The 12,063-nt window shown below is 69.5% G+C and carries 13 protein-coding genes and 1 pseudogene; 7 read left to right on the top strand and 7 right to left on the bottom strand.

Translation table 11 applies throughout. The features are described 5' to 3' along the window. Positions 1 to 56 precede the first annotated feature (56 nt). Together QFZ76_RS23215 and QFZ76_RS23210 are read left to right on the top strand one after the other, a co-directional pair. Positions 57 to 242, top strand: a pseudogene (locus tag QFZ76_RS23215) (DUF4231 domain-containing protein); the annotation flags it as partial. Positions 243 to 250: 8 nt separating this feature from the next. Next, positions 251 to 817, top strand: coding sequence for a hypothetical protein (locus QFZ76_RS23210; RefSeq protein ID WP_266437980.1), 567 nt, complete (start codon positions 251 to 253; stop codon positions 815 to 817). Here QFZ76_RS23210 and QFZ76_RS23205 read toward each other — a convergent pair. The 3 genes from QFZ76_RS23205 to QFZ76_RS23195 form a co-directional block, all read right to left on the bottom strand. After that, on the bottom strand, positions 810 to 1,322 hold the full coding sequence (locus QFZ76_RS23205) for a DUF2165 domain-containing protein (RefSeq protein ID WP_307675552.1): 513 nt from the start codon (positions 1,320 to 1,322) through the stop codon (positions 810 to 812). The two genes, QFZ76_RS23210 and QFZ76_RS23205, sit on opposite strands and share 8 nt — an antisense overlap. 117 nt (positions 1,323 to 1,439) lie before the next feature. After that, a complete protein-coding gene (locus tag QFZ76_RS23200; RefSeq protein ID WP_307675551.1) occupies positions 1,440 to 1,793 on the bottom strand; it encodes a hypothetical protein in 354 nt (117 codons plus the stop codon). Then, positions 1,790 to 2,251 carry a prevent-host-death family protein gene (locus QFZ76_RS23195; protein WP_307675550.1) on the bottom strand — a complete coding sequence of 154 codons (462 nt, stop codon included), beginning with the start codon at positions 2,249 to 2,251 and terminating at the stop codon, positions 1,790 to 1,792. The genes QFZ76_RS23200 and QFZ76_RS23195 overlap by 4 nt, the downstream gene beginning before the upstream one ends. Positions 2,252 to 2,359: 108 nt before the next feature. Between QFZ76_RS23195 and QFZ76_RS23190 the strand changes: the two genes are divergently transcribed. Next, positions 2,360 to 5,083, top strand: coding sequence for a tetratricopeptide repeat protein (locus tag QFZ76_RS23190; protein WP_307675549.1), 2,724 nt, complete (start codon positions 2,360 to 2,362; stop codon positions 5,081 to 5,083). 3 nt (positions 5,084 to 5,086) lie between these two features. Here the strand turns inward: QFZ76_RS23190 and QFZ76_RS23185 are convergent, their stop codons facing one another. Next, positions 5,087 to 5,272 carry a DUF397 domain-containing protein gene (locus QFZ76_RS23185; RefSeq protein ID WP_307675548.1) on the bottom strand — a complete coding sequence of 62 codons (186 nt, stop codon included), beginning with the start codon at positions 5,270 to 5,272 and terminating at the stop codon, positions 5,087 to 5,089. Continuing rightward, a complete protein-coding gene (locus QFZ76_RS23180) occupies positions 5,269 to 6,081 on the bottom strand; it encodes a helix-turn-helix transcriptional regulator (RefSeq protein ID WP_307675547.1) in 813 nt (270 codons plus the stop codon). Before QFZ76_RS23180 ends, QFZ76_RS23185 begins: the two co-directional genes overlap by 4 nt. Positions 6,082 to 6,197: 116 nt before the next feature. On the opposite strand from QFZ76_RS23180, the gene QFZ76_RS23175 reads away from it, so the two are divergent. The 3 genes from QFZ76_RS23175 to QFZ76_RS23160 all read left to right on the top strand — a co-directional run bounded on the left by QFZ76_RS23175 (position 6,198) and on the right by QFZ76_RS23160 (position 8,556). Then, positions 6,198 to 6,629: an ATP-binding protein gene (locus QFZ76_RS23175; protein WP_307675546.1), complete on the top strand. Its 432-nt coding sequence runs from the start codon at positions 6,198 to 6,200 to the stop codon at positions 6,627 to 6,629. A gap of 299 nt (positions 6,630 to 6,928) precedes the next feature. After that, positions 6,929 to 7,276 (top strand): DUF6247 family protein, encoded by a 348-nt coding sequence (locus QFZ76_RS23165; RefSeq protein ID WP_307675545.1) that lies wholly within the window; start codon positions 6,929 to 6,931, stop codon positions 7,274 to 7,276. A gap of 164 nt (positions 7,277 to 7,440) precedes the next feature. Then, positions 7,441 to 8,556, top strand: a complete 1,116-nt coding sequence (locus tag QFZ76_RS23160) for an ADP-ribosylglycohydrolase family protein (RefSeq protein ID WP_307675544.1) — start codon at positions 7,441 to 7,443, stop codon at positions 8,554 to 8,556. Positions 8,557 to 8,558: 2 nt separating this feature from the next. On the opposite strand, the gene QFZ76_RS23155 is transcribed toward QFZ76_RS23160, so the two are convergent. Continuing rightward, complete coding sequence (locus tag QFZ76_RS23155) at positions 8,559 to 10,136, bottom strand: sodium:solute symporter family protein (RefSeq protein WP_307675543.1); 1,578 nt, start codon at positions 10,134 to 10,136, stop codon at positions 8,559 to 8,561. A 161-nt stretch (positions 10,137 to 10,297) separates the two neighbouring features. Next, positions 10,298 to 11,083: an SDR family oxidoreductase gene (locus QFZ76_RS23150; RefSeq protein ID WP_307675542.1), complete on the bottom strand. Its 786-nt coding sequence runs from the start codon at positions 11,081 to 11,083 to the stop codon at positions 10,298 to 10,300. 93 nt (positions 11,084 to 11,176) lie between these two features. On the opposite strand from QFZ76_RS23150, the gene QFZ76_RS23145 reads away from it, so the two are divergent. Further along, the gene (locus QFZ76_RS23145; protein WP_307675541.1) at positions 11,177 to 12,016 is read left to right on the top strand and encodes a hypothetical protein; all 840 of its coding nucleotides are present in this window, start codon (positions 11,177 to 11,179) and stop codon (positions 12,014 to 12,016) included. Positions 12,017 to 12,063: the final 47 nt, after the last annotated feature.

Here is a 12,063-nt window from a genome sequence, read left to right as displayed (position 1 = left end):
GACGGTAGGAAGGGCCGGTCGGGCGCCCTGATCCGGCGGCGAGGGGGACGAAGCGTCCGGAGCAGGCCTGGTACGACGGGCGGGCGCTGGCCGAGTCCACGAAGACGCTCGCCTGGCGGTACGCGGTGGGCGGGGCCCCGTTCCCGGGGGGCGGGGTGAGGTGGGATCCGGCGTCGACGGGCTCACAGTACGATGATCGGACCCTCGATACGGGGGTCGCACAGCTGTCTGTCCGTCGCTGAGGAGATGCGTGCCCGTGCCTGCCCGACGGCTTCCCTCGTGGGTCTGGGTGACCGGCCTGACGGTGGGCGCGGTTGTGGCGGTCTCCGTCCTGGCCGTGGAGGCGGACAAGGGGCCGCACCCGACCGCCACGGCCGCCCGACCGACCGCTTCGGCGGGCGTCCAGCCCACGCCCACCAAGTCCGCGGCGCCGGCCGCGGTGCCGGACGGCTCCGGCACCGGGCGGCGCATCGTCTACTCCCTGGGGCAGAAGCGGGTCTGGCTGGTCGACGCGAGCGACGCGTCCCGCCGTACCTTCGCGGTCTGGCCGGGCACGGTCGATCCCGGCCCGGGCACCTACACGGTCGGTACCCGCACGGACGCGACGACGGGCTCGGACGGCGTGCAGATCGAGCACATCGTCTACTTCGCCACCGCGTCCGGCGTCAACATCGCCTTCTCCAGTGCCGTGGACGGCTCCTCGCCGCCCCCGCCGGCCGCCGGTGTCCAGACGGGCGGCATCCGCATGAAGACGGCCGACGGGGACGCGCTGTGGACGTTCGGGGAGACGGGGACGACGGTCGTGGTGGTCAGCTAGCGGAGCGGGTGCCCGCGTCCCCGAGCGGCAGGTTCACCACCAGCAGCACGACCCCGCTGAACACGAACGCCCGCGTCGCCGCGTCCAGCCCGTTCCAGTCCCCGGACTGCCACATCGAGAACCACTCACCGCCGATCGCGATGAACCCGGCACCGAACAGCAGCATGACCATCAGCAGGCCGTACGTCGAGATCCGCCGGGCACCCGCGTGATCCCTCCGCACCCACAGCCACGTCCCGTACAGCAGGACGAGCGCGGCGACCGTCTCCCACACGATGATCGCGACATAGGCCGCGTCCTGAAGTCCCTTGCTGGTGATGGCTCTCCACATCAGGTCGTCGTCCTTGAACGTCGTATCCATGGCGAGCACATGCTGCACGAACTGCTGATTGGTTCCGAAGTCGGTGATGTTCCCGAAGGCGACGAGCGCCATGTAGAGGGCGACGGAGGCGGTGAGGAGGGTGGCGGTGAGGGAGAGAGCGCTGCGTGAGGTTGTAGTGGCCATGGCGGCCATCTTTCCTGCCCGATGCGGGATCCCGGTACCGATTGAGCCAGACTGGTGCCGGACGGGATTCGCGAGTGAGGACGCCGAACTGGCCTTGTACCACGCGTACTTGGGGAACTACTCGGTGTCCTTGGGGTGACGGGTGGACGCGTACACGAGATGGACCGTGCGCCGCGCTTCGTCGACGAGGTAACGCACGCGACCGCCTGCCGTCACCTCGTACTCCCACTGCGGATACTCCTGGCCGCCGAGGTTGCCCGCGGCCAGACGACCGCGCAGCCGATGCTGACGGTCCGGATCCGCTAGGGACAGAGGGTCGCTGCGCAGTGCCTCGAAGTAGCGCCGTGTGTTCCCCGGAGCCTCCGCACCCAGCTCGCCCCATCCCTTCGCCGCCTCGTTCGTCGCGAACCGCAGGCGCCATTCCTCGCCCACCGGCGGCGGGGAGACGTCGTCGCCACGCTTCGGGCTCACGGGGCGGTCACCTCGCCGTGGTCCTCGTCCGGCAGCCGACGGTTGAGCTGCGCGGTGAGCTCGGGGTTGGCGAGGACACGTGCCGTCGCGCGCCATTCGACGACGACCCGGTGGAGATTGCCATGGACGTCCAGCTGGGCCGCGTCGTGCGTAGCCTCGATGAGCTCGGCCACGAACTGCTTCAACTCGTCCGCCGACAGATGACGGACCCACGGGAAGACCGAGGGGAGCGCGCGCACTATGGCCCGCTCACCGGCATCGCTGCGGACGAGGGCGGCGAGAAGACGCGCCGTGATGTCCGCCGTCTCCTCGCGCTGCTGATCGTGGCGTGCGGTCGTCAGATAGAGGTCCTCGCCGTCCCGGCGGGTGATGTGCACACGCTGAATCCGGTCAAGCGTATCGGCGACACGCTTCGAATTCTTCGAGAGCTCGGAGAAGGCGACAGTGGGAGTGGACATGATCCGACGGTACTTCGGAACGTATTCCGAAGTCAATCGAGGGGGTGCTGACTGGGTGCTCAAGCCTCTGCCAGACTTCAGGGCGGACGTGTTACGGGGGTGGGACGGATGGGATCGACGCGGCCGTCGATGCAGGAGCTGATCCGGCAGCGCAGGCGGGCCGGGTTTGTGGGGCGGAGCGACGAGCGGGCCGTGTTCCGGCGGAACCTCGACCTGGCGCCGGAGGACGAGCGTCATCGATTCCTGTTCCACGTGCACGGCAATGCGGGCGTCGGGAAAACCTTCCTGTTGAGGGAGTGGGAGCAACTCGCCAGGGAGAAGGGGGCGCTCACCGCTTACGTCGACGAGAGCGTCGGGAGCGTGCCGGAAGCGATGGCGGCGATCAGTCGTCAACTCGGCGGTCAAGGCCACAAGTTCAAGGAGCTGGAGCGGTTGCTCGCCGCGCACCGGGAGCGGCGGCACGAGGCGGAGGCGGCCGCCGTCGCCACGCTTGAACCGGAACCGGAGGGGCCGTCCGTAGGCAGCATGGCGGTGGCGCGGGCTGGGCTGGCTGGGCTGGGGATGGTGCCGGGAGTGGGCGCATTCGTAGGTGCTCTCGACGCTGCTCAACTCGCCCAGGGAGCAGACCGGTTGCGAGCCGGCCTGAGCACACGCTTCCGGAGCCAGGAGGATGTGCAGTTGGTCCTGTCCCCGGAGCGCGTGCTCACACCGGTGCTGCTGAGCGAACTGTCCGACGCGGCGGCCGCGGCACCGTGGATCGTCCTGTTCTTCGACACGTACGAGCGGACGGGACCGTTCCTCGACGGGTGGCTCCACGAGGTGATGACGAGCGACCTGCATGGCACCCTGCCTGCAACGGTCGTCTTGGTGACGGCGGGCCAACGCCCCTTCGACACCGCCCGCTGGGGCGCCTTCGCGGACTTCATGACGGACGTACCGCTCGGCCCGTTCACGGAGGCGGAGGCGCGGGGGCTGCTGGCGGCCAAAGGAGTCGTGTCCGAGCCCGTCGTGGAGGAGGTGCTGCGCCTTACGGGCGGACTGCCGGTGCTGGTCTCGACGCTTGCCGAGGCGCGGCCCGCCGACCCCGAGGACGTCGGGGATCCGAGCGCGGACGCCGTGGAGAGGTTCCTCAAGTGGGAGCGGGATCCGGTACGGAGGGCGGTTGCGCTCGCGTGTGCGCTGCCTCGGCGGATGGACGTGGACGTGTTCAGGGTCGTCGTGGACTGCCCGGCCGAGCAACTCGACGAGCTGTACGGATGGTTGAGGGGCATCCCCTTCGTCAGCGAGCGGGGTGAGGGGGCGCAGTACCACGACGTCGTACGGGCTCCGATGCTCCGTTTGCAGCGACTGCGCTCGCCACGGGACTGGACCGGGCGGCACATACGACTTGCCGAGGCGTTCGGCCGATGGCGTGCCGAAGCCGAAGCGGAACTGGCACCGGACGAGTTGTGGAGAGACGAAGGGTGGCGGGAGATACGGCTCGCCGAGTTGTACCACCTGCTGTGCGCGAGGCCCCGGAGCGTGCCGCCGACCGTGTTGAGGGAACTCGTGGACGCGTGTGGCGGGGGCGAGGTGGTGGTGCGGCGGTGGGCGCAGGCACTGACGCAGGCGGGGGAGGACGCGGATGCGGAGAGGGCCAAGGGCTGGGGCAGTGAGGTACTCGCGGCACTGGATCGGGGCGGAGTCATCAACGTTCTGGGAGTGCTCCTGGCGAAGGGCCGCCTCGACGCACGGGGACGAGCCAAGGCACACGGACTGCGGGGCGCCGAGTTCGGCAGTGTCGGCGATCACGCGACAGCGTTGACCCAGTTCGATCGAGCCGTCGAACTCGATCCGGAATCGGCGCCGGCGTACGAGGGCAGGGCGGTCGCTCGGGCGCACCTGGGCGACTACGCCGGGGCTATCACTGATCTTGACCGGGCCGACGGCCTGGCCCCGGGCAAGGCCAGGACCCTCAGTCTGCGCGGGGACTACCGCCGAGTGATGGGGGACTTCGTATTGGCTGTGAGAGATCTGGACAGGGTGGTCGAACTCGATCCGACGAGAGAGACGGCGTGGGCTTCCCGAGGAGTAGCCCGGCACATGCTTGGTGACACCGGCGCAGCTGTCTCGGATCTCGACCGGGCCCTGGAGTTGGATTCGGGCTATGTCTGGGCTTTGGTGCGCAGGGCGCGCGTCTGGCGGTCGCGCGGCGATCAGGAGCGGCGCCTTGCCGATCTGGACCGTGCCGTCGCCCTGGGGCCCGATGCGCCCTGGGTGCTCTGCGAGCGAGGTGACGCCCTCTCTGGCGCCGGCCGTCAGGAGCGCGCCCTCGCCGACTACGACCGGGCCATCGCCCTCGACGGCGAGTACGCCTCGGCCTACGCAAGTCGCGGTGCATGCCGAGCGGGTATGGGGAATCCGGCCGAGGCACTCACTGACCTGGACCGTGCCCTCGAAATCGACCCGGAGTACGTATGGGCGTTCTGGCAGCGAGCGAGGGTGCACCACGCACTCGGTTCACGCGATCGGGCGTCCGCTGATATCCAACGGGCTCTGGAAATCGACCCTGATCACTGGATGGCACAACGCATTCGCTTCCGCATCGAGGCGCGACGCCTGTTGAATGATGAGACGTGGAGCCACCTCGCCCGGCTCAGGGATTGGCTGGAGGCGACGCTCTCGGAACCGAATGACCCCGACCGCGTGCCGACGGCGTTGGGGTTCCCGGACGAGATGGCCGAAGAGCTCGAAACTTACCTCGACCTCCCGGCCGCCGACCGAGCCGACATCGCCCAGCGCCTCACCGACCTCATAAATGGGCGTGACGACTTTCTTGATGCCTTCAACTGACGCTCAGCGCCCCGCGTACGCCACGAACTCAGTCCAGGCGCCGTCCGCGAACGCGAGACGTGCGCCTTCGCTGTTCTTGGAGTCGCGTACGAGGACGGCCGCGTCGGCGGGGGCTATGGCGACCTCGACGCACTCAGGGCCGTCGTTGCTGCTGTAGCTGCTCTTGAACCACTCCGGCGTGGTGGTCATGTCTCTTCTCCCATGACTTTCTCGATGAAGGCCAGCGACTCCCGGGGCGAGAGGGCCTGCGCCCGGATCATTCCATAGCGCATATCCAGGATCTGGGCTTCTCGTGGATCACTGAACACGCGGTTGTACAGCTGGCCCTCGGAGTGCCCCAGCGTCTTGCCGTCCCGGAGTTTCAGCACCTGGAGCGGACCGCCCAGGCCCGCGTGGTCGTCGCGGTCCGTGGTCATCACCTGAACCTCCACGTGCCGCAACTTGCTGATCTCCAACAGGTGTTCGAGCTGTTGTCGCAGCACCATTCTGCCCCCGATGGGCCGCCGTAGCGTCACCTCCTCCAGCACGAAGGTGAGCAGCGGCGCGGGCACGCGCTCGAAGATCCGCTGTCGTGCCACCCGTGCGGCGACGTAGCGATCGATCTCGTCCTCCGTGTACGCGGGCCGCCGCCTCCCGTACAACGCGCGTGCGTACTCCGGTGTCTGGAGCAGACCGTGCATGTTGTGGTTGGCGTAGGCACCGAGCTCGACGGCCTCATCCTCCAACTTCGCCAGATCCCGCACCTTCTTCGGATACCGCGCCCGCTCCACGTCCTCCTTCATCGCGGAGAGCTTTCCGCCCGCCCCGAGCACCTCGTCGGCCTTGTCCAGGAAGTCGGGCTTCGGGACCCGCCGCCCGCGCTCCACCGACGAGACCATCTCCTCGCCGTACCCGATAGCCGCACCGAGTTCCGACTGTCGTAGCCCCGCCGCCTCCCGCCACACCTTGACCTGACGGCCGACCGTCTTGAGTACGGCCGCGGCCTCCTCGTCCTCCACGCCACCACCCACCTCTCGCGTACGAGCCGTACGACTCCGGACAGCACCCGGACAGTCGCGCTCCGTACTGACGTCAGTGCTGTTCAGGGTAGGCGGAAGCGACCACGCTGAGTGACGTGAACCAGGAAATCACTCAAGCCGCAATCGCAGTGCGGCACTTCACGCTGCTGCTGTCCGCGACGCGTCGGGGCGCCCGCCTCGCCCGTCTGCTCACGGAACGTCAACTCGCGGACTGGCGCGAGCCGTCCGAGGCCGCCGAGCACATCGTGGCCGAGCTGGCGTCGAACGCCGTCCTCCATGGGCGTGTTCCGGGACGGGACTTCCGGCTGAGGCTGAAGCTGTACGCCGACGGCACCCTCCGCATCGAGGTGACCGACGCCAGGGGCGACCGGCTCCCGCAGACCTCGGACCCGGTCGACGACGACGTGGAATCGGGCCGTGGGCTACGGATCGTCGCGGCATACGCGGACCGTTGGGGTGTCGACGAGGGGCCGGGCCCCTGCAAGACGGTCTGGGCCGAACTGACCCCGGATCGCACGGACCGGTGACTCGGCCGGGCCCGACGCCAAAGACGAAGAACCGGCCGGCTTCCTGGCCCACCGACTCGCCGCCCTCCTGCCGCCGCCCTTCGACACCGGTCCGGAGCCCACCCGCTCCGACCCCTTCCAGAACTGCGACGGCTGCGACCGGGCGTTCCGAGCCCCGCGCCCAGGCCGGTGCCGCGCCCGGCGGCCGTGGCGGCATAGGAAGTCCGGAAGCGACCCCCGTGACAAGCGCTGCCCGAGCACCGCGCCACCAACTCCGCCGGTACCGTACGAGAACCGAGTCACCCGCACCGGAGGCCACCGTGAGCGCCCAGACCGACGGCCCGTACGGACCGCTGATCCCCACGCCCGAACTGACCCCGGCCGCGCTGCGGGCGGCGGTCACGCGCATCGCCCCGAGCCGCGTTCCGGCTCTCACGCAGCACCTCTTCGAAGCCACCGCGAACGCGCAGCAGACACAGAGCCTCGCGCCTCTGCGGGCCTTCGTGCACTCGTGGGCCGTGTTCGTGGCGATCGAACGGCATCCGGAGCGTGCCGCGCGGCTGCGTGAGCTGGAGCGCATCGTGGACGCAGGAGAGCAGGACCCGGCGGAGGCCATGGCGCAGATCCGCGCGATCCGGGAGACTGCCGAGGCGGAGGCAGGCCTGTGAGGGACTGGGCATGGACCCTCCGCATTGCGACCTGGTACGGCTGAAACCGGCCACGACCACCCCACCCACTCCAGGCATACCGAATCGCCCCCTGAACCGACCGTCCCCGTTCGATTACAGTGCTGAGCCGTCGTACGTACGCACGGGTGCCCTGGGAGGTCTTGGTGAGTGCGACAACCGGGGCTGTCTGGGGCCGGGCCGAGCAGCAGGACTTCCGTGGCCGGGTGCGCGGCACGCTGCTCGGTGCTGCCCTCGGAGACGCCCTCGGCGCGCCCGTGGACGGGCTCGGGCTGGCGGAGATCCGGGAGGAGTACGGGGCGGAGGGGCTGCTCGATCTCGGGTTCGGGTACGGGCGGCGCGGCGCGGTCAGTCACCTCACGCAGCTCACCCTGTTCACCGTCGACGGGCTGATACGCGCCCAGGTGCGCCGCGACACCGGGGCCTGGCATCCGCCCACCGACGTGCACCGGGCGTATCTGCGCTGGTTCGCCACCCAGCGCGACTGGGGGCCCGACGAGCGGCGCAAGGACGACGGGTGGCTCGCGCGGGAGGAGTGGCTGTATGCGAGGAGGGATCCCCCCCGGTCCCTGCTGCTCGGGCTCGGCGACGACACCATGGGGACCCTGGACTCGCCCAAGAACGCCGGTGAGGCCGGTCCGGAGGCTGCCGCCCGGTCCGCGCCCTTCGGGCTGCTGGTGGGCTGGGAGCCGCAGCTCGTCGTACAGCTCGCCGTGGAGTGTGCCGCGCAGACCCACGGGCATCCCACCGCGTGCCTGGCCGCCGGCGCGTACGCCGTGATCGTGCACTCGCTCGCCCGCAGCGAGAGTCTCGACGGAGCCGTGCAGCGGGCGCTCGCGCTGCTCGCCGTCCGGCCCGGGCACCAGCCCGTGTCGGACGGGCTGCAGCACGCGCTGGGCGCCGTACGGCAGGGGATGCCGGATGCCGCCCGGGTCGAGGAGCTTATCGGGAACGGTACGGCGGAGGGGCTGCTGTCCGCCGCCGTGTACTGCGCGCTCGTGGGGGAGGACGTACGGCACGGTCTGTGTCTCGCGGTCAACCACGACGGGCCGTCCGCCGCCGCGGGCGCGCTCACCGGCGGCCTGCTCGGCGCCCTGCACGGCGAGACGGCCCTCCCGCCGGCCTGGCTGGCCGAGCTGGAGGGCCGTCCCACTCTGCTGGAACTGGCGGACGACTTCGCGATGGAGATGACCCAGGGGCCCGCACTGCACGGCCCGGCCGGGTCGTCTCCCGGGTGGCTCGCCCGCTATCCGCGGGCGTGACCTCAGTCCTTGACCGGTGCCGGCACCACCTTGTCCATGGGATCCGCCGGCGTCGGGATCGCCGCGGCGCCGGCGGTCCCGTCCCCGTCCGTGTTGATCGTCTCGATGATCGCGAGGCGTTCCGGGGTGTCCTCCGGCTTGAGGAAGCCGATGAGGATGTAGAGGACCAGGGAGACGGCCAGCGGGATCGACACCTGGTACTGGAGCGGGACGCCGCCGTCGACGTTCCAGTTGATCGGGTAGTTGACCAGCCAGAAGGCGAGCAGACCCATGGACCAGCTGGTGAGCGCGGCCGTCGGGCCCGAGCGGCGGAACGGTCGGAGCAGGCCGAGCATCATCGGGATGGCCATCGGGCCCATCAGGCCGGCGACCCACTTGATGACGACGGTGATGATGTCCTTGAAGGCGGGGGAGTTGACCTGGGTGGCCGCCGCCATCGACAGACCGAGGAAGACGACCGTCGCGAGCCGCGCCGCGATCAGCCCCGAGCGCTGGCTCCAGCTCCGGGCCCGGGTCGAGATCACCGGCGCCACGTCCCGGGTGAAGACGGCGGCGATCGCGTTGGCGTCGGAGGAGCACATGGCCATGGTGTGGGAGAAGAAGCCGACGATGACCAGGCCCAACAGGCCGTGCGGCAGGAGCTGTTCGGTCATCAGGCCGTAGGAGTCGGAGCCGTCCGGCTTCTGGGACTCCACCAGCAGCGGCGACATCCACATGGGGTAGAAGAGGACCAGGGGCCAGACCAGCCAGAGAACCGCCGACAGCCTCGCCGAGCGCTCGGCCTCGCGGGGGCTGGAGGTGGCCATGTAGCGCTGGGCCTGGTTGAGCATGCCGCCGTTGTACTCGAAGAGCTTGATGAAGAGGAAGGCCAGCAGGAACACCGCGCCGTAGTCGGCGACCAGCGGCTTCTCGTGGCCCTGCAGCGCCGGCTGGTCCCAGGCGTCGATGAATCCGATGTTCCTGTCACCGAGTTCCATGACCACGGCGACGAACATCGCGACCCCGGCGAGGAGTTGGATGACGAACTGGCCCAGCTCGGTCAGCGCGTCCGCCCACAGGCCGCCGATCGTGCAGTAGACCGCCGTGATGGTGCCGGTGATGAGGATGCCCTGGTTGAGCGAGATACCGGTGAAGACCGACAGCAGGGTCGCGATCGCCGCCCACTTCGCGCCGACGTCGACGATCTTCAGCAGCATGCCGGACCAGGCCAGGGCCTGCTGGGTCTTGAGGTCGTAGCGGTTCTTCAGGTACTCCAGCGGCGAGGCGACATGGAGTCGCGAACGCAGCCGGTTGATGCGCGGGGCGAACAGCTTCGAGCCGATGGCGATGCCGAGCGCGATGGGGAAGGACCAGGTCACGAAGGACGTCACGCCGTAGGTGTAGGCGATGCCCGCGTACCCGGTGAACATCACCGCGCTGTAGCCCGACATGTGGTGGGAGATGCCGGAGAGCCACCAGGGCATCTTGCCGCCGGCCGTGAAGAAGTCGCTGACGTTGTCCACCCGCTTGTGCGACCAGACGCCGATTGCGACCATCACGCCGAAGTAGCCGATGAGCACGGCCCAGTCGAGACTGTTCATGTGCCCCCTTCCAGGGTCCGTGGCCAGGGTCAGGCATGTGAACAATGGGTTCGGTGGCATGCCCACGGCAAGCAAGCGGATGGTCAAGAGCACGTAAAAATGTTCTGAGAGCTGTTCCTGATTTACGTATATGAACCCGAGGTTGGCTGAAAAGGATCAGGTCAGCGCATCAGCTCCCCCGCGTTCACCAGCAGCGACTGCCCCGTGATCGCCCGCGACCGGTCCGAGGCCAGAAACACCGCCGCGTCCGCCACGTCCGCGTCCGAGGCGAGCTCGGGCAACGCCATCCGGCCACTCAGCCGCTCCAGCACCTCCGCCTCCGGCACGCCCTCCGTCTGCGCCGTGAACTGGACGTACGCCCGCACCGGCGGACCCCACATCCAGCCCGGCAGCACCGTGTTGACCCGGATGCGGTACGGCCCGAGCTCCCGCGCCAGCGAGTACATCGCGCTGGTCAGCGCCCCCTTCGACGCCGCGTACGCCGCCTGCCGCACCTGCGACGGAGCCGCCACCGCCGACTGCGTACCGATGAACACCACCGACCCCCCGCCCGTTTTCAGCCCCGGCAGACAGGCCCGCGTCATCCGCAGCGTCCCCAGCAGGTTCACGTCGATGACGGACTGCCAGGTCGTGAAGTCGGCGTCCTCCAGGCCGCCGAAGTAGCTGTCCCAGGCCGCCACATGGACCACCGCGTCGATCCGCCCGAACCGCTCCCGTGCCAGCTCCGCCAGCGCCCCGCACTGCCCCTCGTCGGTGACGTCGGTCGCCCGGTACGCCGTGTGCGCCCCGTCCGGATCGATTTCGGCCGCGCTCTTGGCGAGGTTCACCTCCGTCCGCGCCCCCAGCACCGCGTTCCCGCCGTCCCGTACGACGGCCGCCGCGACCTGACGGCCGAGCCCGGCCCCGACTCCCGACACGACGACGGTCTTGCCCGAGAGCAGTGACATGAGGTCCTCCCCGACTCTGGCGGATTATCTGACGGAGCGTCAGAGTATGGGCGACCGCAGGAGGACGGAAGGGACGACGGAAGGGGAATGCCCATGTCCGAGGACACCCGCAGCGAGACGTACGCCGACCTGGCCGCCGTGGGGCCGTACGGAGTCCGCCCCGGCCACGCGCTGATCACCATGGTCGAACCGCACCCGGGCCACGAGTACGCCTACAACCGCTGGTACGAGGACGACCACTACTACGCCGGTGCGATGGCCATGCCCTGGATGTACGCCGGCCGCCGCTGGGTGGCGACCCGCGACCTCCAACTCCTGCGCCGCCCCGAGAAGTCGGCGATCACCGAGCCGGTCACCGCCGGCTGCTACCTCTCCACGTACTGGATCACCGACGGCCGCTACGACGACCACATGCGCTGGACCGTCGCCATCAACAAGCGCCTCAACCGCGACGGCCGCGTCTACCGGGACCGTACGCACGTCTTCACGGCGTTCCAGGACCACGAGGCGACGGTGTACCGGGACGGAGCGGCGGGCCCGAGGGACTTCCACGCCCTCGACCACCCCTACGCCGGCCTGGTCCTCCAGGTCGTCGACGCCGAGTCCGCCGAGCAGCGGGCGGAGCTGCTGGAGTGGCTGGTCTCCCGGCACCTCCCGAAGCGGGTGGGGGGCTCGCCCTCGGCCCTGGTGACCGTCTTCCGGCCGACCCCGCTGCCCGGCGACCGCATGACGTACGTCAAGCAGGTCGAGGGCGTCGACACCCGCCTGACCCTGCTGTGGTTCCTGGAGACGGACCCGAGGGAATGCTGGGAGGCGTACTTCGCAGGGCTGGAGGAGACGGTGGGGGAGTCGGGCCTGGGGAGGGTGGAGCTGCTGGCGCCTTTCGTCCCGACGGTTCCGGGGACGGACAAGTACGTGGACCAGCTGCGCTGACCTCAAGCCCCACTCCGACCCACGGTCACCTATCGCCGAAATGATGC

Origin of the sequence: Streptomyces sp. V4I2 (assembly GCF_030817655.1) — a bacterium.
GTDB classification, from domain to species: Bacteria; Actinomycetota; Actinomycetes; order Streptomycetales; family Streptomycetaceae; genus Streptomyces; species Streptomyces plumbiresistens.
This window is presented reverse-complemented; position numbering and strand designations above follow the sequence as displayed.

Excerpts from the sequence above, each read along its gene's own strand:
- QFZ76_RS23205 (WP_307675552.1), bottom strand. The coding sequence starts at position 1,322 with ATGGCCACTACAACCTCACGCAGCGCTCTCTCCCTCACCGCCACCCTC.
- QFZ76_RS23145 (WP_307675541.1), top strand. The coding sequence starts at position 11,177 with ATGTCCGAGGACACCCGCAGCGAGACGTACGCCGACCTGGCCGCCGTG.
- QFZ76_RS23185 (WP_307675548.1), bottom strand. The coding sequence starts at position 5,272 with ATGACCACCACGCCGGAGTGGTTCAAGAGCAGCTACAGCAGCAACGAC.
- QFZ76_RS23195 (WP_307675550.1), bottom strand. The coding sequence starts at position 2,251 with ATGTCCACTCCCACTGTCGCCTTCTCCGAGCTCTCGAAGAATTCGAAG.
- QFZ76_RS23190 (WP_307675549.1), top strand. The coding sequence starts at position 2,360 with ATGGGATCGACGCGGCCGTCGATGCAGGAGCTGATCCGGCAGCGCAGG.
- QFZ76_RS23155 (WP_307675543.1), bottom strand. The coding sequence starts at position 10,136 with ATGAACAGTCTCGACTGGGCCGTGCTCATCGGCTACTTCGGCGTGATG.
- QFZ76_RS23150 (WP_307675542.1), bottom strand. The coding sequence starts at position 11,083 with ATGTCACTGCTCTCGGGCAAGACCGTCGTCGTGTCGGGAGTCGGGGCC.